General features: G+C 41.3%; 13 protein-coding genes and 1 riboswitch. Of the genes, 3 read left to right on the top strand and 10 right to left on the bottom strand.

Annotated features, from left to right (window positions below):
- Positions 1–14: 14 nt before the first annotated feature.
- From HNR77_RS00645 to HNR77_RS00625, 5 genes are all read right to left on the bottom strand, one after another.
- Positions 15–1,013: an ABC transporter substrate-binding protein gene (locus tag HNR77_RS00645; RefSeq protein WP_184179709.1), complete on the bottom strand. Its 999-nt coding sequence runs from the start codon at positions 1,011–1,013 to the stop codon at positions 15–17.
- Positions 1,014–1,051: 38 nt separating this feature from the next.
- Positions 1,052–2,368 (bottom strand): NtaA/DmoA family FMN-dependent monooxygenase, encoded by a 1,317-nt coding sequence (locus HNR77_RS00640; protein WP_184179706.1) that lies wholly within the window; start codon positions 2,366–2,368, stop codon positions 1,052–1,054.
- 93 nt (positions 2,369–2,461) lie between these two features.
- Positions 2,462–3,298, bottom strand: a complete 837-nt coding sequence (locus tag HNR77_RS00635; protein WP_184179703.1) for a helix-turn-helix domain-containing protein — start codon at positions 3,296–3,298, stop codon at positions 2,462–2,464.
- A gap of 65 nt (positions 3,299–3,363) precedes the next feature.
- Positions 3,364–4,089: a Type 1 glutamine amidotransferase-like domain-containing protein gene (locus HNR77_RS00630; RefSeq protein ID WP_184179700.1), complete on the bottom strand. Its 726-nt coding sequence runs from the start codon at positions 4,087–4,089 to the stop codon at positions 3,364–3,366.
- A gap of 133 nt (positions 4,090–4,222) precedes the next feature.
- Positions 4,223–4,822: a DJ-1/PfpI family protein gene (locus tag HNR77_RS00625; RefSeq protein ID WP_184179697.1), complete on the bottom strand. Its 600-nt coding sequence runs from the start codon at positions 4,820–4,822 to the stop codon at positions 4,223–4,225.
- A gap of 48 nt (positions 4,823–4,870) precedes the next feature.
- Positions 4,871–4,950, bottom strand: a riboswitch (ZMP/ZTP riboswitch).
- Between the two features lie 188 nt (positions 4,951–5,138).
- Here HNR77_RS00625 and HNR77_RS00620 point away from each other — a divergent pair.
- Positions 5,139–5,459 (top strand): hypothetical protein, encoded by a 321-nt coding sequence (locus HNR77_RS00620; protein WP_184179694.1) that lies wholly within the window; start codon positions 5,139–5,141, stop codon positions 5,457–5,459.
- 156 nt (positions 5,460–5,615) lie between these two features.
- Here the strand turns inward: HNR77_RS00620 and HNR77_RS00615 are convergent, their stop codons facing one another.
- Positions 5,616–13,358 carry an immunoglobulin-like domain-containing protein gene (locus HNR77_RS00615; RefSeq protein ID WP_184179691.1) on the bottom strand — a complete coding sequence of 2,581 codons (7,743 nt, stop codon included), beginning with the start codon at positions 13,356–13,358 and terminating at the stop codon, positions 5,616–5,618.
- A 657-nt stretch (positions 13,359–14,015) separates the two neighbouring features.
- Between HNR77_RS00615 and HNR77_RS00610 the strand changes: the two genes are divergently transcribed.
- The gene (locus HNR77_RS00610; protein WP_184179688.1) at positions 14,016–17,651 is read left to right on the top strand and encodes an S-layer homology domain-containing protein; all 3,636 of its coding nucleotides are present in this window, start codon (positions 14,016–14,018) and stop codon (positions 17,649–17,651) included.
- Positions 17,652–17,925: 274 nt separating this feature from the next.
- On the opposite strand, the gene HNR77_RS00605 is transcribed toward HNR77_RS00610, so the two are convergent.
- Complete coding sequence (locus HNR77_RS00605) at positions 17,926–20,466, bottom strand: HD domain-containing protein (protein WP_184179685.1); 2,541 nt, start codon at positions 20,464–20,466, stop codon at positions 17,926–17,928.
- Positions 20,467–20,736: 270 nt separating this feature from the next.
- Here HNR77_RS00605 and HNR77_RS00600 point away from each other — a divergent pair, with 270 nt between their 5' ends.
- On the top strand, positions 20,737–20,970 hold the full coding sequence (locus HNR77_RS00600) for a hypothetical protein (RefSeq protein ID WP_184179682.1): 234 nt from the start codon (positions 20,737–20,739) through the stop codon (positions 20,968–20,970).
- A 55-nt stretch (positions 20,971–21,025) separates the two neighbouring features.
- Here HNR77_RS00600 and HNR77_RS00595 read toward each other — a convergent pair whose 3' ends face one another.
- From HNR77_RS00595 to HNR77_RS00585, 3 genes are all read right to left on the bottom strand, one after another.
- The gene (locus HNR77_RS00595; RefSeq protein ID WP_184179679.1) at positions 21,026–21,673 is read right to left on the bottom strand and encodes an NADAR family anti-phage protein; all 648 of its coding nucleotides are present in this window, start codon (positions 21,671–21,673) and stop codon (positions 21,026–21,028) included.
- A 75-nt stretch (positions 21,674–21,748) separates the two neighbouring features.
- Entirely contained in the window at positions 21,749–22,777 is a 1,029-nt protein-coding gene (locus tag HNR77_RS00590; protein WP_221443636.1) for a phosphoribosyltransferase-like anti-phage protein, read from the bottom strand.
- 49 nt (positions 22,778–22,826) lie between these two features.
- A complete protein-coding gene (locus HNR77_RS00585) occupies positions 22,827–25,007 on the bottom strand; it encodes a DEAD/DEAH box helicase (RefSeq protein ID WP_221443635.1) in 2,181 nt (726 codons plus the stop codon).
- Positions 25,008–25,036 lie beyond the last annotated feature (29 nt).

The following is a 25,036-nucleotide window of genomic DNA, read 5'->3' as shown; positions in this document are numbered from 1 at the left end:
CCTTCTGCTCCAATCTACTGCTTGTCTAGGTGCTGCTGCACACTTTCCAGAAACTTAATTCGACTATAGGCCGGGCCTCCCTCCATGAGCGGATCCACCACGTTAACATAGACATGACCCTGTTTTATGGCATTAACATTTTGAAAAATAGCATTTTTTTTCAAATCTTCAAATGTATTGATTGCATCCTGATTTTCGCTCGAAGAAAACTGCACAAACAAATAATCCGGGTTCATATCCCCCAATTGCTCCACGGAGATAGCCTCTTGTGTTTTCGCCATTTGAATCTCTTGTGGCACTTCCAGGCCGATTTCATTATATAAAACAGGGTTAAAATAGACATCCTGCGGGTATACGAACATCTGTGTTCCACGAATACGGATTGCTGCTACTTTTTTACCCTTAAGCTTTTCCTTCAGTGACGCTTTTGCTGCCTGTGTATCCGTCTGGTATTGAGAGATGATTTTTTCTGCCTCTGCTTGTTTTCCGGTTAATTCCGCCATAAGCTGCAAATTGGATTCCCAGTCCGTCGCAATGTGCGAAACCAAAATCGTTGGAGCTATTTTTTTCAGGTTTTGCTTTACTTCCTCCTGGAACTTCGTTGAACCCAATATAACGTCAGGCTTCAACGCTAGTATTTTCTCGAAATTGGGCTGCTGTTTCTCTCCAATGGATTCAGAGGTATTGGTGATTGAAGCGAACATCTCCGGGAACTCGCCGCCGACAGTGATCGCGCCAGTAGGATGAACTTCAAGAACTAACGCATCCTCCATCGCCTCCATTGCACCCGTAATTACAATGTTCTTGACCTGCTGTGGCACCGTGTAGGTTTCTCCGAGATATTCAATCGTTTTTGTTGAATTTGAAGCGCCGCTTTCCGTTCCAGATACTGTTTTTGATACGTTGTTATTAGCAGTTTTGCTTAATTCACTCTGCTTTTCTCCCCCTCCACATGCAGCCAAAACTACAAGCATTAAAACAACCATACCTATAAATATCCACCGTTTATTCATCCCTCTCTATAACCCCTTCCACAAAATAATGTCACACTTCATAAGCTCTTCTTAATTCCCAAATGCTCTGACAATGTGGCCCCTGTATATTCCTTTCTGAACAAACCTTTGTTGGCAAGCATAGGAACGAGTTCATCAAAAAATATGGATATGGAATGCAGGGAACCGCCAGGAAGAGCAATGAAGCCATCCAGAGCTCCCGCCTCGAACCAGGTCGTGATTTCACTCAGTGCGTCCTCTGCTGTTCCAACGACTACCCAATATGCAGAACCAACAACCTCTGGCCTTGACAGCAAGTCCTTCACGCAAGGCTGCTCATTGACAATCAGCCTGCGCAGTAAATTGGCATGAGTCTGGCTACGCAACGGCTCGACCGGATCAGGAAGCATGTCTGCCGTGATACAGCCATCCAAAGGCAAATGGCTAATATCTATTCCTAATATCGACTTGACAGCCGAATATCGATTCTCAGTGCTCAGATGAGCGTGGGCCTCCTGATACAGTTCACGCGCCTCTTCTCGTGTTTTCCCCAAGAAAAAATACATGCCGGGAAGCACCCGGATTTCATCAGGATGACGACCGTGGCTGCTGGCTCTTCTTCTGAGGTCTTCACGCAATTCGATGCCTGAAGCAATATCGGGAGTCGCTGCAAAAACAGCATCCGCGACGGAAGCAGCAAAGCGGCGCCCCGATTCCGATGAACCCGCCTGAAGTAAAGGAAGTGGACCTGATGGATGAGCTGGCATATTGAGTGGTCCCTTCACGCTGAAGTATTCACCCGTATGATCAATCGCACGTATTTTCTCCCGGTCTGCATATTGTCCCGTACTGCGATCAACAATTAACGCGTCGTACGGATAACTCTGCCAAAGCTTGTGTATTACATCACTGAACTCCAATGCTTTAGCATACCTTTCCTCAGAGGAAGGCATCGGAGCATCACTGAAGTTTTCTGCTCCACCGATGGCGGTAACCATATTCCAGCCTGCGCGTCCGTTACTGATCCAGTTTAGCGACTGAAGCTGTCTCGCAACAACATACGGCGGGTTAAACGTTGTTGAGGTCGTCGTGATAAGCCCGATATGCTTAGTTTCACGCGCAATGGAGGCAAGTAAAATCGTCGAATCAGGACTGCTGAATCCAGGAGTATGATCTATTACCGCTGTATTCAGCAGCAATGCGTCTGCCTTAAAAACAAAATCTAGCTTGGCCCGCTCAGCCCTTAATGCCAGCTCCAGATAAAAATCGCTGGAATATAACTTTTCTACATGGCTATCCTCATGACACCAGCTCTTTCCCTTCAGCCAGGTTGCTGTCAAGGATACTCCAATGCAAAGCTGTCTTTTTGTAGCCAAATCAACCAACCTTTCAAGCTGTTGTATTAATAATGATTATCATTATCAATACATACTATAGCAAGGATGCCTCAAAAAGCGAATACACAAAAATCAAATTCGATATGTATCATTATCTAATTGTGGTGTGAATTCCGAAGGTGAAACACCAAATTTCTTTTTGAAAGCTCTGCTAAAATAGAGGGGATTGGTATAACCAACACTCGCAGCAACATCTCGAACAAGATAATTTCCTGACCGTAACAGCTCACTCGCCCGTTCCATTCGATAATGGATGACATAGTCAATTGGACGAAATCCCGTATATTTGTGAAAAAAGTAAGAGAATCGCTTAGAACCTACGCCATGTAACTTGGCTAACTCGTCCAGCGTCATCGGATTCATGTAATGGCCTTGAATATAAGAAATGGCTTCCTCAACCATTCTTTCACACGGAGAAGCCTCTCTTTCCCGTTGACTGTACCCTGTAAAAATATGAACCATGATACTTAAAAACAATTGCTTAATTCGAAGTTTCCCGATTCCTCCCTGATTACTGAACTGCTTCTGTAGCATAATTAACAATTCAACAACCCTGGGATCGGCTCCTGAGTCCAGCTTGTAATGAGAAAACAATTCTGGAACATACTTGTCCTCTCCTGCTCTGTCATAACGATAAAAAAGGGAATAATATTCGTACTCCGACTGACCATTCACTTGTGAATCCAAATACATACCTGGCGCTGCATGAAAAACAGACCCTGGGTATAATTCATAGACTGTTCCATTCACTGACATGCTGGCTTCACCTCGAGTCACAAAAATAAACCCATGGTTTAACGTTCTGAATCCACGCAATGCACTCTTAGGCTGCAGAATCATTCGATTGACTCCATCGATCTCATATAAATTGCTTGCAAATATTGAAGCTAATCTATCCACATTAATCATAACGTAATTCACCTCTTCTAATGCCAATATACATTTCTACTAATGGTAAAACAAACATTGACTGCTTAAAGTTTAAGTGATCTTTTATATCCATCTTGGCCGGGCGCACTAGAAAAACCGCCAATGAAGGCGGTCGGTCTATAAGAATGTTCATTTCTCTGCAACTGTACAACTTTATTCCAACTAAAGTGTTTGCCGTCCTTAACACGCATAGCGCTCTCCTGTTCTGCCGCATAAACATCTATCTCTTCAGATAGGGTGAACAGGTAGCCCTCAACAAACGTAGCGTAGTCACGTTGAGCATGAGATTCATAAGCAAAAGCATTACAACTTAAACCCTCATAAATAATACTTGTTTCGACCTCAGGGATAGTGTCATTAGAAAATAACCATTTTGCAGCCATGTTTAATGAACCAGCACTTGCACCGATGATCACGGCGTTGCTATTCTTGATTACATTGGATAATTCATATTTGGCCAGAAAATCGTGCTGCTGAACAGGATCTCCACCGCATAAATAAATGACTGAAGCGTTACGCATAACTTGCTGGGCCTCTTCCTGCTGCATGCGGTAATCAATGAAATGAGTTTCATCAAAACGAAGGTTTGCCTGAGTAAACCATGTCCATTCCGTGATATCATCAAAGTTAACCTGCTCACCTTCATAATCAGAAGGATCACCGCTAATCATAACAAGTGATTTTCTGTCTTGGATATCCTCGTGCAACAATTTAAACAGCTTCTCTGGGAAAAAATGATTAAACCAACTGAAGTAGTAATATGTCCTCAAACTTAATGACCTCCATATGTAAAGTTTCATGCCGCCAATCTATGCTTATCATTATAATTTGAGGGCGCAATTGATATGATTTTCCACCTATCGTTTTCAACGTGCAGGGTACTTCTCAACAAGAATCCCCATTTCAAGCCTTCTTCCAATCATATTCCATAATATTTGCCGTTTGTATAGCTCGATCTTCGCCCAGTAGTCGTTCTACAACGTATAACGCAGCATCCATGCCAGCGGATATTCCAGCGGACAATACAATCTTCCCGTTATCCACATAACGAACATCTTCTATGATTTCAGTAGAAGCAGGGATAATTTCCCGTAATTCTTTCATCGCCAAACGATTGGTTGTCACCTTCAAACCGTCTAACAGATTGGCTTTTGCCAAAATCAAGGCTCCCGTACAGACCGACAGGATCATCTCGACATCGTTAGACACTTCCCGAATCCAGCTCGTTATCGTTTCATTGTTCATTTCTTTTCTTGAACCCCAACCTCCAGGGATCACTAATATATCGGGATCAGGACAGTTATGAATCGTATAAGCTGGATTGATGCTCAGCCCTCCCAATGCCTGGATCGGACCTTCCGTTTCCGCCACAGTGTACACATTGAAGTCCTGCCCTCTGTTACTTCCTGAAATAAAAACTTCAAATGGTCCTGCAAAATCCAAAGGTTCTACTTGTTCAAAAATGAATACTGCCACATTTCTTGCCTGCCGTACCTGTTCCATCCTATTCATCTCCCGTAAAATAAATAAAATCATTCGGTGTACGACCAAATACGTTGCCCAGGCGTACGGCTTATGAAATATGTGCTTGCTCGTGGTTTTTCACGTTTACGCCAATGGCACATACCAAATATTTACTTCATTCATTATAATCTGGACATTTATATGACTACAAGTGTTTTGGGCATTCGCCTGTATCCTTTGACCTATTCAGGCCCCGCTGATCTTGTAGGATAATGTAGAGTACGATCAACTGCCGGAATCGGATCAGATCACGTGCGAGATAATCGACATCGACAAACCGAGAGGCATTGATATTGTGTTAAGTTCGCACGATCACAAGCTGACCATTCCGTTCGCTGATGATCGGACTGATCGAGACAGCGCTATTCGGGCTATGCAGGAAATGATTGGTCCACGTTATCAGATTCGATGGTTTATGGAGTCTTTAGGCAACGACACGTTAGCCTTTCTATTATTGTCCACAGAACAGTGGGCAGAGCTTGAGAAGCAATTCGGGAAAGAAAAGCTGGAGTTTCACTTCCAGCCGATAACAAGTGAAAGCGTCATGTTTTCCCTCGATATGGATGAGGTGTTCGGGCTAATAGAAACAAGGCAAAAAGTGCGTACCTCTGAATAGGTAACGAAAACTCATTCGTACTTGTACGCTTAGTTCCCCGGTTTTTAAGCTAAAAAACGCCATCACGTAATGTGATGGCGTTCCTTTTTTGAATGAAGCCCAGGAGGATTAATCGCTTCGTCATCGCTCCATGTAGGCCCCCTATACTTAATGTGTCTACATCAAACTCCATAAATTATAGATCATCACTGCTGCTTCTGCACGGTTAGCATATTTCTTCGGCGCAAACTCATCGTTCCCTACACCGTTTATGATGCCTGCTCCCTGTATTGCCTCTACCGCTTGCTTCGCATAGCTTGCGATGCTTGCTTCATCCTTGAAGGCTGCAGCTTCACTGCTTGGTAACGCTAGTTGGTTCATTTGAATTGCTTTGAATACCATAACAGCCATATCTTCTCGCGAAATGTTCTCATGAACACCGAAGCTTCCATCTGGTTTCCCGTTCACAATCCCCAGCTTCTGCGCGGTTGCGATATTTTCATGGTACCATTCTCCTTGCTCCACATCACTAAAGCTTGTCGTTGCGCTTTCATCCGATAACTCTAACAGATTCATCAACATATTGATGAATTCAGCTCTTGTCACTTGACCTTTCGGATTAAACTCGCCGTTGCCTACACCTTTTACGATGCCTCTTGCTCCCAATGCCGAGATTGCATCCTTCGCCCAGCTTTGGGTCACATCCTGAAACCTCGTTGCAACATACATTAACGCATACTTACTTAGTTTCGTTGGCTTGAACTCTACTTGACCAGTTCCTGCATAGTACTTACCATTCATCACTACTCTTAGCTCTCCATTATCCTTCACATCGTATACGATGATGTTGTTTGGATTCTCGGAAGGCTTTAATTTGTATGGCAGTGCAATCACAAGATCATCTCTACCATCAAACGCTGTAAGCTTCTTACCATCCATCGTTAACTTGATATCGTATACAACCTCACCGTTCAGCCCAGCTTGTGTGCCAGCTGGAAGTTGATCAGCTGCCATTTTCTTGATCGACAATCCTAACGTTTTCCCTGCGCTTGCTCCTGTTCCAAGCCGTTCGGTAGCCAACGTTACGACTGCTGAGCCTGTGTTGATCTCGATGCTACTTACCTTAGCAGTTCCACTTGTTAAGCGCGGATCAACTGATAGATCAATGGTTAGTTCGTTCAAGCCTTGATTACCGTCAACTTGTACCCGCAGCTTACTGCCTGTCGTTTGATCAAGCGCACGCTTCACCGTATCTGCACTTAACTTGACTTCAGAAGTGCCGCTCTCATTCACGACTGGTTTGATGTTTATTTGCCCGTTGTCCGTTACCACGGGTTCACTTCCACCTGTAGAAGCTGGTGGTGCTACAGGTGCAGGAGTATTACTGCTACTACCGCCACCATCTCCATTACCACCGCCTGGTGCAGTCGGTTCAACCAGTGGTGTCACCGTTACCGTAGCGCTGGATGATAAACCGCCATCTACCGTAGTTACTGTAATGGTTGCTGTTCCTGGTGCCACCGCCGTTACGCGACCTGTTGCACTTACAGTAGCTATCGCCGGGTTGCTTGAGCTCCATGTTACTGCTTTTTTCGTTGCATTAGCTGGGACTATCGCAGCTGTCAATTGCCCTGATTGACCTACCATTATGGACAACGTCGTTTCGTCCAAGCTAATTCCGCTAACGGGTACATTTTTTCCACGGAGTGCATCATATTCGCTTTGTTTAATAGGAATAACCGTTCCGTGACGCGGATTAGCTGGTAAGTTGTAGTTGGAAGATAATGTCCAGATACCTGATGCCAGATTGGTTGTCTCGAATGGAATGTAACCTCTTCCACCAAACTCATCTACGAATAAATACCACTTTTCATCTGTATTGGATTTGAAAATCGTTGGACCCTCGACCCATTTCATGTTACCTACGCCTTGATTAATCATCTTGAAGGCTGGGTCCAGGACTGAGTCACCCACCTCCTGGAAGATCATCTTGCCAAATGGAGCAGCAGCTCCGTTGTCCTGTTCATCCTTCGTAAAACGATATACTTTTCCATCATGCTCGATCATCGTGGTGTCAATGATGGAATATCCATAATCCAAATATACTTTCGGTTCAGTAAACGTATAGAAATCTCTTGTCTTGCTATACATCATTTTTTGATAGGCACTGCCTGTATGGGATGCATCATCAAACATTCTCGATGCCCAAAATACAATGTATTCACCTGTTGTTTTATCATACATGATTTCTGGTGCCCAAGTATTACCCGCTTCTTCCGGTGCAACCTCTACCATGCGTTGATCTGTCCAGTTGACCAGATCATTCGATTCCCAAACCATAATGGAACGACTTCCCCATGTTTGTGCTCTGCCCCAGTTGCCATTGCCGTTAATTTTCAGATCGGTAGCGATCATATAGAACTTGTCACCTTCAGGCGAACGAATAATGAACGGATCACGAACCCCCTTTTCCCCCAAGGCAGAGGTCAATACAGGTTTACCATCATTCAATTCTCGCCAGTTCAACGGATCATTGCCGTCACTTGCTGCAAAGTAAATTTGCTCCCCTGTAGAAGTACCTTCTCCTGTGAAATATGTGAAGAAGTATCCCGCATAATTTTCTTCAGCAGGCAGTTCCTTCACCTTCGCAATAAATTCCTTCGTAGTGGATGCGGAATTTAATGTAATCGTCGCTGTAAGCTTCACGTCTGCATCTCCACTACCGTGCGCTGGGCGTTTTACTTCACCCGTAACTGAAACGACGTTTGGTTGAACGGAAGTCCACGTAATCGTTGTTCCATAGAGTCCAGATGCCGGTAATGTGAGATGACCTCTTACATCATAAATGTTATGAACGACTAGTGCTGCTTTGGCTTCATCTACAGCAGCGGCATCGTTCGGCAATGCTTTAACCTTCAACGTAAAAGTTTTGTTAGCAGTCTCAGTACCATCTGAAAATACCGCTGTTAACGTTACAACTTGATCGCCAGTTGCGTTAGCTGGTCTTGTTATGGCACCTGTAGTTGAGATCACATGGCCTTTATCTGTTGTCCAGCTTATTGTCGTGCCATAAGCGCCTGATGTTGGCAAGGTTACATTGCTTGTAATCGTATCTTTGGATGTATTCGAAGCAAGAAGATCAGCAATCGTTAATTTCTCTGTCGCAGCCGATACAAACATGCCCTTCATCGAAGCGATCTTCTGATCTGCACGAGCCTTCAGTGAAGCAATATCTGACGCACTCATAGCACCATCATAGATTTGGAAGTCTGCAATCAACCCGCCGAAGTATGGATCAGCTGTATAGAATGACTTCCCGATATATCCACTACTGCCCGAGATATTTTTTATTTGTTCCAGCGTCATTCCATTGGTTGAGCCTGTTGCAACAGCAATACCATCAATATAAAGCGTCAGTGTACCATCCGTGCCTGAAACAACAGTCGTAACTACTTTCCATTCATTATTTTTCAAGCCCGTGGCCGAAGCTGAGGACTCATTATTCCAGGCATTTGTTGCGATCCCTAAACGGGCCATACCGTTAGCGTTATAACGCGGTGTAAAATACGTATAGTGCGTATTAATGTTGGGTTTTCCTAATGCGTACAACCACTCCGCAGCGTTTTTGCCGCTCCAGTTCACTATGGATGAAACCGTAATATCCGTTAATCCATCGAGCACTCCTTGTGGCAGCTCTACATAGGAATTAGTTGTGCCCCCATTAAAACTCAGCACACCAGCATCTTGTGTACGAACCCATTCTGCTTTGGACGAATTCATCCATCTTCCGTTGAATTTTCCGGTTTGGTCAATAACCGTCTCTCCATCGATATCATTCATATCGTAATGGAGAATAAGCTCAGCCCCAGACGGCTGCTCTACTGGAGGAGTAATGTCTTCATCCGCTAATGCTGCAATCTCTTCAGCAGATAATGCACGATTATAAATACGGAAATCATCCAGTTTACCGGCAAACAGACGATCGGTGCTATTTCTCGATTTACCAATATAGTTCATCGTTGTTTCCAGTAACATTCTCGGCTCAACGTTAAATGTAGAGCTGCGTTTAACCTCTCGACCATTCACATACAATACGGCATCAAATTCATCCATCGTAACGGCAACATGCTGCCAAGTCTTTGTTGGTAATAGTCCAGCATTTCGCAATGCATATTTATAACCTGATCCGAGTCTCGTGCTGTCATTGCTGAATTTCTCCGTAAAAGGTGTTACGACAGCGAACTCTAAACTACCTGTATCTCCTTGTGTACTCAAGTACATGGTGTTGCGGTTAACCTGTCTGCCTGTTTCGGAAGCAAAATCAAATATGCGTTGATTTGCCTGATTTTTGTCTACTTGAACCCATGTAGAGAACGTAGCCTTCTCCAGATTCAAGGATTGAATCAAGTGATCCGGCAGTTTCACATATCCCGTTGACCCATTAAGTTCTAACGAAGCACCCTTTTTACCAACATGATCCTCTTCATTAATCGTTGCTCCACTTACCAGTGTTGCGTGATGGCCATTGCCGGAAATGTCATTCAACGTTGTACCCTTCACTGTATTTGCATCAAATGAGTAATGTACAACCGGGTCTGTAGATGGTTCAGGACCCTTCGATGCATATTTTACTTGCAAAGCATTATACTCTGCACGTGAGATGGGAATTACCGTTCCATGTCGTGGTCCTGGCGGAAGTGCATATTGATCACTGCTTAATACATTGTTCATATATTGCGTGCTGCTATCCAGATCTGTTGTATATCGTACATGATATGGCCATGAATCAAGGAACAGATACCATTTGTCTTTATGAATATCCTTAAATATCGTTTGTCCTTCGTTATTTCCATTTTTTCCGATCAAGCCAAGTTTGTTATCACGTGTACCCGGAACAGCGTCGTATTGAAGGCCATTCTCAGCAATACCATCCTTGTCATAGTAGAAATTTGGTGCTTTCTCCACATATACTTTGGTATTCACTTCTGACTTGGTGAATCGATACAACATATCATTATGCTCAATAAACGTCGTATCAATGGTTGGAAGTGACTCATCAATCATGACCTTTGGCTCAGAAAAGTTGTAGAAATCTCGTGTTGTTGCATAGTACATCACATTGTACTGACCTGCCGGTCTCCCGTCATAATCACCGTATGTCTCTGTGTTTTTCATCGAGGATGCCCAAAATACGATATACTCTCCGGTTACCCGATCATAGATCGCTTCTGGTGCCCACGTATTGCCTGCCGTCTTGGGAGCAACCTTGACCATTCGCGGCTCGCTCCAATTCACGAGATCCTCCGACTCCCAAACCATCATGTAATGACTACCTGTAATTTGAGCCTGGTCGAAATCTGTACTTTCACCCATTTTCAAATCGGTTGCCAGCATATAGAATTTATCCCCTTCTGCTGAACGAATAACGAATGGATCACGAAGTCCTTTTTCCCCCATTTTCGATTGAAGGATCGACTTACCATTATTCAGCGCTTTCCAGAACAGTGGGTCTTCAGCTGTAGCGAAGGAGATCTCTTCCCCACCTTCATACTCACCTGTAAAATACGCAAAGAAGTACGCATCAGGCTGTATTGGTGCAGGTGCTTGTTTAATCGTAAGGTTAAACGTACGCTCTTTAGAAGCTGTGCCATTCGCAATTGTAGCTCTGAGCGTAACGGGTATATCCGTAGCTTGCCGGCTTACCCAGCCTAACCGTGCAGCGTTACCAGCCGCTTCAGCCGTTCCTTTAACAACTATCGGTCTGCTAGATGTCCATGTAATAGTAGAGCCTTGTTCACCTGTAGTGACAAGACGTAAGTTTCCTTTAACGTTGTCCGCATTGTAGATCTTTAATTGTTCAGCATCCAGATCAACCTTCTGCTGATCATCGAATTGCTTCAAGATTGTAACAGGAAATACAGCTGTTGTTGATACCCCTTGATACGTTAAAGCAGCCGTAAGCTCTGCTTGAACATCACTTGCTTGAGCATTTGGACGTTGCACAATACCACTATTAGAAATGACAGCTGGATGACTTGAACTCCAAGTGATGTTGACACCGTTTTTACCGCTCGTCGGTAAGGCAAGGTTTTTCGTTATCTGTTCAGCACTCTGATCTGCCTCATCTAAGTAACGATCGATGCTTAGTTGATTCGCTGCATCATTCACAGTAAGCTTTCGTATTTTGGAAATGTGAGTTGCTGCTTCTTGTTGATATAACTCGGCTATTTCTTGCTCCGTCAATGCACGATCATATACACGAAAATCAGCCACGCTACCTTGAAGATATGGATCGTTCGAGAAGATTGACTTGCCGATAAAACCAGAAAACGTAGAATCCGGATTAATGATTTCTGTCAGCTTTAGTCCTTTCGCATTACCTGAAGCAACCTTAACTCCATCCACAAATAATGTGATCCTGTTGCTGGCTTCAGAGAAAGAAACCGTTACATGCTTCCACTGTCCACCGATCAGATTGGAGTTTGCGCTGCCTGTAACTAACGCTTCGTTCGGCCAGCCATTTTTAGAGATACCTGAAGCCACCATATTGCCTGATCCGCTACCGTGACGTGGGGTTACGAAAAAATATTTGTTCGTTTCCGGTGTTAACACCGTACCCAAACCGAAAATCCAGCGATTCGTACCATCATTCGTCCAGTTCACGATGGAAGATACGGTAATCTCATTCAGACCTTGTAATAGATCCAGGCCATTTGAGCCCTTAGGAATCTCAACATATCCACTATTCGATGTAGAGCTTCCACCATTGAAGGAGATAAAGCCAACCTCACTGTTTGCAACGAATTGCCCATGGTTTGCATTTTTAAATATCCCATCAAATGTAACTTTCTTGTTGGCGACATCCTTTAGTACGAGTTGATCATCTACTTTTGCAGTCGTTTTCATGTCGTAATGAAGAAGCAGATCATCTGTCAGCAACTTTTCTTGATTGGTAGTCTGCTCTAAAGAGGCATCCTTAGGTAGTAAGGTAACTACGAACTCTTTTGTCGCTTGGCTCTCACCTATAGAAATGGTTGCCGTTAACGTCACTTGTTGTTCCGTTTCTCGTAAAAACACTTCCCCCGTTGGACTAATCGCACTCTCATCACTGGAAGCCCATGATATCCATGCGCCATACTTATTGGCAGAAGCAAGTTCAAGAGATGCTGTAACGGCAGATATATCACCTAATGTTAGCTCTACTTTGCTTTGTTGTACTTGCCTTTCATTCAACGATTGTTCATATACTCCAGCGATATCTTCACTATTTAGTGCTTCTCCGTAAATCCTTAAATCTTGAAAGCTGCCCGCAAAAGTTGAATCCCCTACATAATTGGAGCGACCGATGTAAGCTTGCAAATCCGTACCAAAGCTTGCTGTTGTTTTCTCTTTGGCGGCCGTGCCTATACTTACACCGTTAATGTAACCTGTAATAGAATGTTCTGTTATGACCGTGGTATAGTGAACCCATTGACCTTGATACTGTGAGGTAGAAGCGCCTGATATGCCTACCTCAGTTGTCCAAGGCTGCTCCACATTATTTCGATCTGTAAATACGGACTTGAAATCACCACTTGGATTCGATGGATTAAACAGCCAATAATTCGTTGGCAACTTATTTTCAGCTGCTGGTGTACCGTAGAACAATGCGGAGTAATTCCCGCTGCCAGTGTTACTTTTTATCCATACAGAGATCGTTGTATTTTCTTGATGATCAAACAAGCCCGTAGGAAGCTGCACGTAGTTCGTATTACTATCGGTCCCTCCAGGTAGAGTAAGGCCATCGGCATACGTAATGTCTCCTACAGCCGTTCCGTGCTTGCCATTACCCGATGTATCCAATACATCCTCGATCAATGGATAATGCGCCAGCATCATTGGTGTTATCGTGTCTGCGGAAGCTTGGTTGCTGAATGGCATACCAAAACTAAAACAGCTGCTAAAAGTCAAAAGTAAAACCAAAGTTATGTTTGTCATTCGCTTTCGCATAGCATTCTTCCCCTCGTTTAAATTTCAGAAGCATACAAAGCCATAACTCACCTTTAAAACAAGACCACCTCACTCAAGGAGCTATATAAGTTGAACTAAAGATTTTACACAATCCACTCCAATGACAGAATAACCTTCCAATCGCTGTTATCCCCAGATTTTTTCAATTCCCTTTACAAAGGGGAAAATCCGGTGATAAAGGCGACCGCTCCGCTTTTTCAGGTTTTTTCTGTCCTATCCGTTCACGTGTAAATAAATCGTTCAACTTATATAGAATAACTCTACAAAATGAATGCGCTTACATTTCTTCTCATATTACGTGTTCAGATATTTCAATTCAATGTACTATGATGTTAATAACGTGGATTTTTTTATTTCAATTTGAAATTTGACGTGTACTGCAGCACTATCCCTATCCTTTCGAAGTAATCGTTTTCATTCTAAATACGCTCTATGATTAAATTAAAGGGTTGAACCCTTGATAAGCATAATATATATAGTTGGGCGCTTGTCAAATGCATAACGTGTCCTGTTAGGATGCGGGTAAGCCTTAGCGCACCAGATCGAAAAATAAGGAGGATTTCATTTATGCCCAAACGTTTTAGAAGATTGCTCGCGTTCCTCTGCTGCTTGGTCATGGCAGCCTCGTTAATGCCTGCGAGCTATGCTGCTGCCGACAAAGACAACATTGAAAACGCAGTAGTAACAAATGAAGCACCGACCGCCATTTTTGGAACTCCCGAACTCGGGTCAAACGACCCCCTCTGGAGCCAAACCATGGAGCATCACATCAACAAAAGCACTGTGCCCACCGACCCAAGACCCCATGCCACGGGCACGGCCAGAATCCTTTGGGATCATGACTTCCTGTATGTCCGCGTTGTTGTTAATGATAGTAATCTATATCAGGGAGCTGGCGGAGACCACCGGTACGACAGCCTGGAGTTTTATGTGGGTACCGGAAGCAGCGGCTCTAACCAATGGCGCGTCAGCGCGACGGGTGTGTTTTCAGGTCAAGCCGCTCCAGGCAGAGCTGCATGGACACAGGTTACGGAAACAGGATACATCGTGGAAATGAGAATACCCAAAAGAAATTTGACCTTACAGGAGGGAAATCTTACCTTTGAGGTCTATATCAATAACTCAACGGAAAACGGGGCTGACCGCTATGAAGTCGTTTCCTGTTTTGGAGTTCCGGACGCGGCTTATACCAGCTCTGATTCATTTACAGACAGCCTGCAGCTCATCTCAGCCGATGAAGTGGACACCAGATTATCAATCACCGCAACGGCAGGTCCGGGCGGCCGAATAACGTCGAGCCCACCCGGCGATGTTCTGAGAGTAGACCTGGGCTCTGACAAAGAAATTACGTTTGCTCCCGACTCCGGTAAAGTTGTGGATACCGTAACGGTAGACGGCGAGATCGTGGCTCTAACTGATGGCACTTATACCTTTACGAATATTGAAGCCGACCATACCATTCATGTGACATTCAAAAACGATCCGGACGCGGGCATACTCCCCTTTATCGTATGGAATGACAACTTTGCCAGTGGCGAGTACACAACGGCTGTCATCATTGACTTAGGCGAGGGAAAGGCGGCGCTAGGCTCCGAGCTTCATCCCGGCTTGTTTACCTTGTCGGCCAGGAACACAACCCTGAACGGTGAAGCGGTTACCTTTGAAGGACCACGCAAGATTACTAGGGTATACGCTAATGACGAGCCGAAGGTACGGGGCTATGTGGGGCCGGTAAGCAATTCACCAGATTATCAGGACGGACTGGCGAGCGGCCGTTACATCGTCGTTGAGTCTGAGTTTTATTCAGAGAGCGGCGGCAATACAACACTGGATGGCAGCAGTAACTCGACAAAGCAGGTTTACACCCTTGTCCAAAAAGGCGAAATCGTATTGACAGAAGGAAATCCGCTTCACAACGTGGTTTTTGAACAAGAAAAAGTTGTGAATCCAATCCTCGATCAATTTACAACATTCACGGATAATTCGGTCAATCGTTCGCTCTACCTTCACAAGGATGAAGACGGTAACGTGATGAAAGGATTGCCGCTGTATGTGTATACCCACGGCATGTCACGCGGCGGTACAAACGCTGCGGCAGACCAAAAAGCGGCCATGAAATCAGCCAATGGCTCGGTCGCTCTAATGAAAAAGATGGAGCAAAATCCCGATAAGTACGCCAGCCATGTACTGAATATTTCCTATAATGGCGTATCTGTTCCCTCCACAGAGAATGTTAAGAAGGTCATAGACGCCCTGATTGCCAGCGGCGAAGTAGACCCTAACCGTGTTTACGCGGCAGGCTTCTCCTGGGGCGGCCAGTATACGAACAACCTGGTTAACAGCTACCCTGGCTTCTTCGCCGCCGCCGCACCAATGGCCCCGGTAAGCGGTTCACCGAACGCTAAGGACAATGACGCTCACCACAACCTGGCCTATTGGATGTTTCTAAATGCTCATAATGTTGGAGGCTACCAGACTAACCTCAATAACTTCATCAATAACAATATGCCGAAAATGATCAACGCGAGGGCTTCACGCTTTGAAAGTAATGAGGCTCTTACGTGGCCGTACAATCAATTTGATCAGCCGAATCTGAGGCCTAATCCTGCCAACACACCTGTTCTGGCTGATTATATAGCGCATGAGGTTGAAGCGGCGGTTCTTTACAACCAAATAACGATGGGAAGTTGGAGTATGGCTCCTACGGCGCAGTCCTCTAACTTGCCGGCTTGGAACAATGACTACACAGATGTCTTTGATTGGATGTTTGCGCAGAGAAAAGCGGTTGTGCCCGGTGCGCCAAGCGGCTTCAAGGCAACTGCGGGTGACGGACGGGTCACATTGAGCTGGACTGCTCCTGCTGACGACGGGGGAAGCCCGATATTGGGCTACAAGGTGTGGTATGGCAACGCAGCACCAGTCACATTGAGTGCGGCGGATACCAGCTATACCTTCAAAAATCTGACAAACGGTCAAAGCTACAGCTTCAAAATCATCGCGGTGAACGCAAAGGGCGACAGCGCAGAGGTCAGTGTGACGGCCATGCCGACGGCCGCGACAACGCCTTCCGTGCCTGATTCTGGTGGCCCTACGGGCACTACGGGCAACACCGGTAATACAAACAACAGTGGTAACACAAGCAACACCGACAATACGGGTACCGGGACAGACGCTGGAATGTCGAAGTCGACCTACACCGTGAATACACCGAAGGATAAGCCGGCAGTCACGGATAAAAACGGCAATACCACCCTGCCCGGCGGCGGCAAGATTGTGAACAAGCGCGGGACGGAGATCAATGTACCTGAAGGCACATCGATAGACTCAAACGGTAAGGTGACCATTCCAGCGGACAAGAGCGCCCAAGTGACACTACCCGGCAGCAACAGCACAGTAACCATTCCGGGCGGCTCGACGATCGCGAGCGACGGTACGGTCACAATAGACGGCAAAGAAGCGCACGTGAACCTGCCAAACGGCAATCAAGTGCATATCCATGACGGATCGAAAATACGGAGCGACGGCATGGTTGTGGTCGGACCAGACGGAGCAAGTATTGGCTTAAAAAACGACATGTCGCTGAACATCCGTAAGGCTGCGGAGCTTGCATTCGATGACTCCACCCCGCTCGGCTTCCTTGTCGTATCGGGCAATCCTTTTAGCGATACCACTATGGACGACTGGTTCTACAGCGATGTAAATTCTGCCTACACATACGACCTTTTCAACGGCATGACATCTACGACGTTCTCACCGGGTACCGCTATGACGCGCGCAATGTTCGTGCAGGTACTGGCCAATCTGGAGAGCGTAAAACACGCCGACTACACGAGTTCCCGTTTTAAAGACGTGACGGACGGACAGTGGTACACGGCGGCAGTCGAGTGGGCGGCCGAAAAAGGCATAGTCAATGGTTTAAGCACAGAGCAGTTTGACCCACATTCATCAATGACGCGCGAGCAGATGTTAGTGATCCTTTACAACTACATGAAGTACAAGGGCTATGAATTACCTGAAAGCCACTCCAAGTCCTTCGCAGACGAGAGTGAAATCAACTCATGGGCGTTGGAGGAAGTTCAGGCGCTGCGGGGCATCGGTATTGTACTAGGCAATCCCGATAATCTTTTTGCTCCTACAGCCCCTGCTACCCGCGCCGAAGTCGCTGCTATCTTTGTAAGGTTTGTCGAACACCTCGCTAAGTGAAAGCGTATAGAGGGTTAAGCAAACCCTTGTTAAGGACTTACAGAAAAAACGCCATCACATGACGTGATGGCGTTCTTTACGTATGGAGCCTAGGGGGATCGAACCCCTGACCTCATCGCTGCCAGTGGAGCGATAGGATTCTGAACGTTAAGGTAAACGCAGAGGAAAGCCTTAAGTAACAAGCGTTTATTTTGTTTTTTTGTTTCTACGTACAGTTTAGCGTATTGCTCGGAAAAGAAAAAGTGTGACCAGAAATGTGACCAAAATTTTATAATTAATTTATCAAATTTTTATACTTTTCTTTCATAAATATGGTCTCGGTATTCTTAAACTGTTTAATATACTGCAGTAAGGTTTCTTTTTCAACTATATCCTCTATTTTTTGATATACCCCTATGCAAATAGCCTGATAAATTGCAGTACTAATGTTATTTTCGATTTCTTCTTGAATACCATCTCTCGATACATTAGGTATAATATTATCCTTAACAATATTGACTTTAAAATTTTCAAATTTAAGATCATAAAGCATTTTTTCTAAAACTATTTTAAACGATTTAACATATACGCCTTTAACATAGAGTCTGAAATCATGTGAATCCTTACTTCTAAAATACCTAAATTCATTGGGTGATCTATCAACTAATTCTAAAAAAGCACTATTTCCAGGGAGGGAAAATAAATTAAATAATCCAATATCAACTAAACAATGATCACACATTCTATCCTGCCCGTAATTATACAGCACTTTAAATTCTAATCCATCCATTATTTCATCATCATAGGATATCGTTCCTTTATATGCTGTTTCAATCTTCTCAGGAGGAGCTAAAATGGTTATATAATCAAAATTGTTCTTCTCCATATAATGCTCTATTCCTTCTTTTACATTATTAAAAGCCTCTATAAGTCGCTCTAAACGTTCGCCATGTTCGATAATTGGAATATTAACAACTTTTAATTTACCATCCCTAACTAGACTTAAAATTTTTATTTCAGAATCCTCTAAATTAATCATTTCCTCATTATAGTAATAAGGCTCGCCCAACAAAGAGATATCATTAAAAGAATAGTTAAATAAAATATTATTAGGATTTTTAACGATCACTTCCCCAGTTACACCGTCTAAAAACTCAGATAAATCAATTATCGTATCTTTTTGACCAACATCCTGTTTTATTGAAACCAGACTGTTTGAAATAGTTTTTTTTGTTTTGCTGGCCTTGTCTACTAGTTCAATACTGACTTCATCTGATAAGAAATAAAGTTCTAAATACTCTTGTATTTCCTTCATACCTTCAGGCCACACCTGTATGAATTGATCAAACTTAAGAATAATATCTGTTCCGAAATGTTTAACATCTTCACTTTCTTTAATGGATACATACTCATCTTCCTTTGCCAATTCAACCTCATACCTAGTAGAATTCTCGAAATGACGAGTCTTAACAGTAACCAAGTCTGAGAGCATGAAACAAGCTAAAAAACCAATCCCGTAATTCCCTATAGGTTTATGATTCAGACCTTTTAACATATAATCATCCGATGTATAGTAAGAAGATCCAACATTCAGGAAATAATTTTTTAAAATTTCAATGTTCATACCACTACCATTATCACTAATGATAACTTGATTCTTATCTTGATCTAATATTACTTTTACTACTGGCTCGTACTCTTCATCTCCAAACTCTCTATGCTTATCCTCGATCTCTTTTCTAGTTTTACAAGCATCAATAGAATTTTGAATTAGTTCGCGTAATCCATTCTTTTTATCTCCATATATTTGCTCACCCATTAATAAGTTCGTTATTTGTCTGAAGTCGATAATAAACCTTAAATCTGCAAAGGTATATCCTTCTGATTGTATCTCGTTTCTAACTTGTGATTTAAAGTTTACGACATAGTGATTTTCCATCTTGCTAGTTACTTTATTTATGTTTTCAATCTCATCATTTATCCAGTCTAAATACTTTAAAATTTTTCGATGAATAATGGAGTTACTACATTTTCCAAACAACTCTATTATCTTATAACCTTTTGTGCTATCAAGTGTAATTTTGTTAGAGTTATCTATACTAAAGTGTTGCTTCCATTCCTGGTCACTAACGCCTGTAGGTTCCAACACCTTGTACAAACTGGGTGGTGTTCGTTCGCTATCAAAATCCAATAAATCTGCAAGTCTTAACACCATTGCGCAAAATTGCAAGTTTATTTTATAACTTCCCTTTAAAGAATACGTTGTTAAATTCTTTTCAATCCAACTTATATCCTCCGTATGTGACTGACAAATTTTTGAAACCTCTTCATCAAAATTAGTGTTTGGCATAGTTGGAACAATGAGTACGTCTTTAAGCTCCTTCTTGATGTATTCAGCAGAACGTAAAGCATGAACCCTTCTTATGTAATCTTGTACAGCTTTAGTATGGTCATTTTTAAACTTTTTTAGAAAAGCTTCGTAACTAAAGTCCTTATAACTGAGCTCTCCTGATTTTATCCTTTCAACTTCACTAGATGTTGCTCCCATCCCTATATCGTGTAGCAACGCTGAACAAATCAAAAAGGTAATTTCAAGATCAGAAAGTTGCTCTATACTTGGAATGATCTCTCCCATATAATTTATAATTCTTAGTGAATGGTTAACATTATGAAGTGTATAATCAGGAAAAACTTGTGAAACCCGTGTATCCAAAATATCTTTTGTCTTACGATAGACTGAGAGCACAACTGAGTATAAATCGGTACTTCGTTCCTTTAACTCCGATACCAACAAAGGGGGATTACTTTCAAAATGTAGTTGACTAATTTCCTTCATTTAAATACCTCACTTATATTGTATTATTAACATGAATTGTAACATGTAGGATGGCGGACTGAAAATCAAATACAATCAAACCATTTCTCTACTTTTTAAGTTGCAAACAATGTTTCATATTATTTACACTAGACTACAGAGTAGAGTAGTATTAGCTATAAACATAGAACTTAAATTGATAAATGAAAGGACTTGGTTATTCTGACTAAAACAAAATCTGTAGTATGTGATAGTTGTGGAGAGCACATAGAAAATCTGAAGGACGCGGTTGTGGAATGGTACTTTGAAAGAAAAAGTAATACTCAAAAAGGTTTTAGAATTACTCATAAAGAGGATATTGATAATTCTCAAAAAGTCTGTCAATACGACTTCTCGATTCTGAAGAATCAGGGAAAAGATTTAAAAGATATTGAGGCTTATTCCGCTAAATCCCGACTAAAAGAATTACTTTCAGAAGAAAATGTTTTACATATTGAAGTAGAATTTATTTTAAATAGACTATAAATACTAAGTAATGATAAACAAGTATAGGGGTATCCTATACTTGTTTTAATTCATTTTACAAATCAAACATATCAAGTTGGCTGTCATTAACAAACTCTGTCTTCTTTTTAACGTTATCTACAGCTTTTGATTTGAAAAGCGTTGCACTTATAACAGGAATTTCATCTCCCATAAGAAAGAAATCACTAACTTGAGGAGGATTCAAGTTATATTTCGTATAATCATAAGTCTTTGTTTCTTCTCTTAATTCCATTAGCAATCTTCCTAATGAGTTAGTCCCAGCTAGTCGTCCATCTTCATCAGGTTTGGCTCCCCAAAAAGAATCTCGGTTAGATTCTTCAACTATAGGTAAATCACCTGTTGAAATCAAAAGCTCATGAAATTTATCCCAATTTTGTAGTAACTTGACCCTCAAACACCAACGCATTATGAGTAATCTAATATCATCCCAATCTTTTCTAGTTTCACTTTTAAAAGGTTTACTCCGCATTTTCGCTGTCATCGGACTCCGCTCTGATATGATAAGTCTTTGAACTTCAATATTATGAGGGAATCTACAAGCTTGATATAAGGCTTCTGAAGTGCGAATTTTAATTCTATTTATCTCCAAAGGATATCCAGGTGCCATATTTGACAGACCACCAAACTCTTCATTCGTTTTTTTGAATACGATAGCTCTGTCTCTTGAATATATTCTTGTCATTCAACCCCACCTACGAAATTTATAAAAGCCCCTTGAATTTATCATACATTAATTTACAACAATTTTTGTGTCAAATTAATTATTTATTCGCCTAGGGAATAAAGGATGCCACTTACTAAAAGGGTGAGAAGGAGGATAAGTAGTATCTCCCCACCATAGAACGAGTGGACAATTGTTCGCTATATTCCTATATGTAATAAACATAGCTCCGAATCCCAAACTTTCATATGATTCAAAACCTAATGGTCTCATTAACAGATTATTGTTTCGAGAGAGCCTTACAATAGCTGAACCATGTTCTAAGAAAGCCTGTTCAACAACGTTTCTTCCCTCAAGACTAGTAAATATAGTTTCCTCAAATCCAATCGATTCCCCTCTAAAAAGTCGAGGACCTCTATTCTTAGATTCACACTGTCTGTGTAACTCCGCTATGTAATTCTGTAAATCTTCATTATGAGTTCCAGGCTCTCCTGCCCAACAACATTCATATTTTTGTAATGTTTCTTTATGGTAGTTATAAAATTCTACCCATTCAAAATATTTCACTTTTATTTGTGTATCCTTTGTTAATTCTTCTATCCTCTTTTTTGTACTAAAATAATTTCTAGAATAGCAAGCAATATAAATTATTTGCAGTTCAACATCAAGCTCCTTGTTTTCTTCTACCCAATGTCTGATGTCCGTGAACAAACGTTTTCCTGAAAACAAACAGTCGTCAAAATATATATACCTATTTGGTGTACTTCCCAAATCATCAAGACTAGTATTATAATCTTCAACTAGAATTTCATTTACTAAATCCAATAATTCGATTTGACTTCTTCCGTTTTGTTGAATGTTTAAAAACTTTGTTTTCTGAGGAGCGTTTTTCAAATCCCCGAACAACTCTTTCTCTTGCAGTATCGTTTTAATGATGGTTTTTGTTTCAGATTTTGTAAGATAAAAGTTGCTCACAATATGTGCCATTTCTCTTGCAATTATAAGTCTATCCGTTGACGTAAATTGCCATAACCAACGTTCAACATGTTCTTCATCAATAATGGCGATTTCGCCTTCTCTGTAATCTGAAATTTCATCAGTGATAACTCTTACGTACTCATTCATCATAATAGTATCCCCCTATTTCGTAAATCTACAAATCTAACATTTACAACTACACATATTTACTCAAAATTAGTTTTTCATAGTTAGACAATGAATTAGTTACACTAGGATCCAAAGCTATTTTCACCTTTATTTTTGTAATGTTGTCACAATCAACTAATCCACTTGAGATCTTACTAATAATACCTGTTGGTACTCCTGCCTCTTTTAAGACTATTTCGTGCTTTTCATTTGAACCGAACTCCAATTTAGTGATTAAAGCTTTTAAACTGATTGCATCCTTGACTCTATAAACTTCAAGATAAACATAGTTAAAAAGATTCTCAAAGGCTGTAAAATATTTAGGTAGAGAAAATTCAAAATATCTAGTAATTAAAGCAAATGCACTTCTAACTCTTGTATCTATTTTTTTTCCATTCTGATTCTGTATCAATTCTTTTATAGAAGGGGATTGGTAGATATAAAATTTAGTTAGTCTGATTAAGTTACCAATTGAGAAATTTCTATCATTTTGATCTCTCTCGTTAAATAAATGTAAATAACAAGTCTCTAAAATCAATTCTAACTGTTCCTTTTTTGGATATTGAGTAGTAAATTCAATTTTCTTTAAAAGATTTATATTATTTCTTAGATAATCGATTAAAGAAATTTGATTCTGAATAGCTATAAACTTATTTTTCTTGATTAATTCAAATGTAATATTCCACTGCGAAAGGAGCTGCTCCATCTTCTCTCTATTTTTTAAATTTTCATTATATAAATCACCTTTATCAACCTGTATTATTTCTTCAGGAGTTAAAGAAATATTATCGTAATAACTAAATTCAATGGTTTGTTTCTCTTCTTCTTCATTTATTGGCTGTAATGTAACAACACGACCAATAAAATGTGATAAAAAACGCCCCGCCCTACCTTTGATATTTTTCACATCAAACCCACTTAGCAACTTCCCCCCCTTATGATTATCATAAATTACTATATTTTTTGCAGAGGTATTTACTCCCTCTGTTAGAGTAGATGTACATAGCAGAGTATCAATATTTCCATTATTGAAAGCATCCACTATCTCGGTTTGAATATACTTGGGAATTGAACTGTGATGGAATGCTACTCCTTTAATTAGACAATTCACAAGTGACCAGTTATCATCTATTGTTGATTTTATGTAGTCAATTAAATCATTGTGAATTGAAATATCAGATCGTTTCTCTGCAATTTTTTTAGCTCTAGTTTCAACCGTATCTTTTCTACCCAGATATACCAAAGTTTGTCCATCAATTAAAGAAGTAATATTGATTAGATTTTTATCGTCATCAGCCATTTTTTTGAACGTATGTCTTGAAATTTTAAATTCTTTTTTATTTTCCAAACTAGAGATGTCAATCATATCCTTCTGAACAATCTCCGCAGTATACCTTCTGAAAACAGCATTAGTACGGTCAAGAAATACTTTGCTGAAGTTCTTAAAATAAGGCCCTATTAAATAGAAGTCTCCGGCCATTTTGGATAACCTATACAAGCAATGTGTAAATACATGTCGTCTCTCATCATCATCCTGTATTTTATAGATTTCATCCATTGTGAAGAAATCTATACGTAGTTTTGGATGTGAGTCTAGCAACAAATCCATTTTTTCTGGAGTCAATATAAAAATATTTCCTGTATCTCCAAACTCTTGAGTTGATGTGTTAATTAGATTATATCGTTCTCGTATTGCAAGATTTTTCCTGAATGAGAGATACGTTTCATTGAGTAGAGCAATTGTAGGTAAAATCACAGCAATATTATTGTAATTTCCTTGAATAATTATTTCTGAGACAATTCTTGATTTACCAAATGAAGTAGGTGCACTGACGACCAATCTTTTATATTTTTTGAAGTCTTCAAATAACATTTTTTGATCACGTGTCAAGACAGTCCCTGTATTTAGGGTATAAAACGATTGTACAAAAGAGTCCAGGAAACCATGACCAACATACTCAGCATAACTTTCGTTAAGATTCTTAAACATTTCATGATAAAGAAATACTCTGGATTCGATGATGCAATCAAACAAAAGCTGATGTATGAATCTATCGTCTGGCTTTGCTTCTGCAATATGACATATGATAGATAGCCCTAAATTGTACTCCTCATCATTCTCAGAAGAAAGTAAACTATATGCAGTCTCCAACATAAACTTATATTGTGAATTACTTAAGAATGCATTTTGTTTTAATTCTGCTAACAATTGGGTTGTAGAAAGTACCCTGTTACTAT

It is taken from the genome of Paenibacillus sp. JGP012 (assembly GCF_014203995.1).
GTDB classification, from domain to species: Bacteria; Bacillota; Bacilli; order Paenibacillales; family Paenibacillaceae; genus Paenibacillus; species Paenibacillus silvae.
Note: the sequence above shows the minus strand (reverse complement) of the source record. Positions and strands in the feature narration are given on the sequence as shown.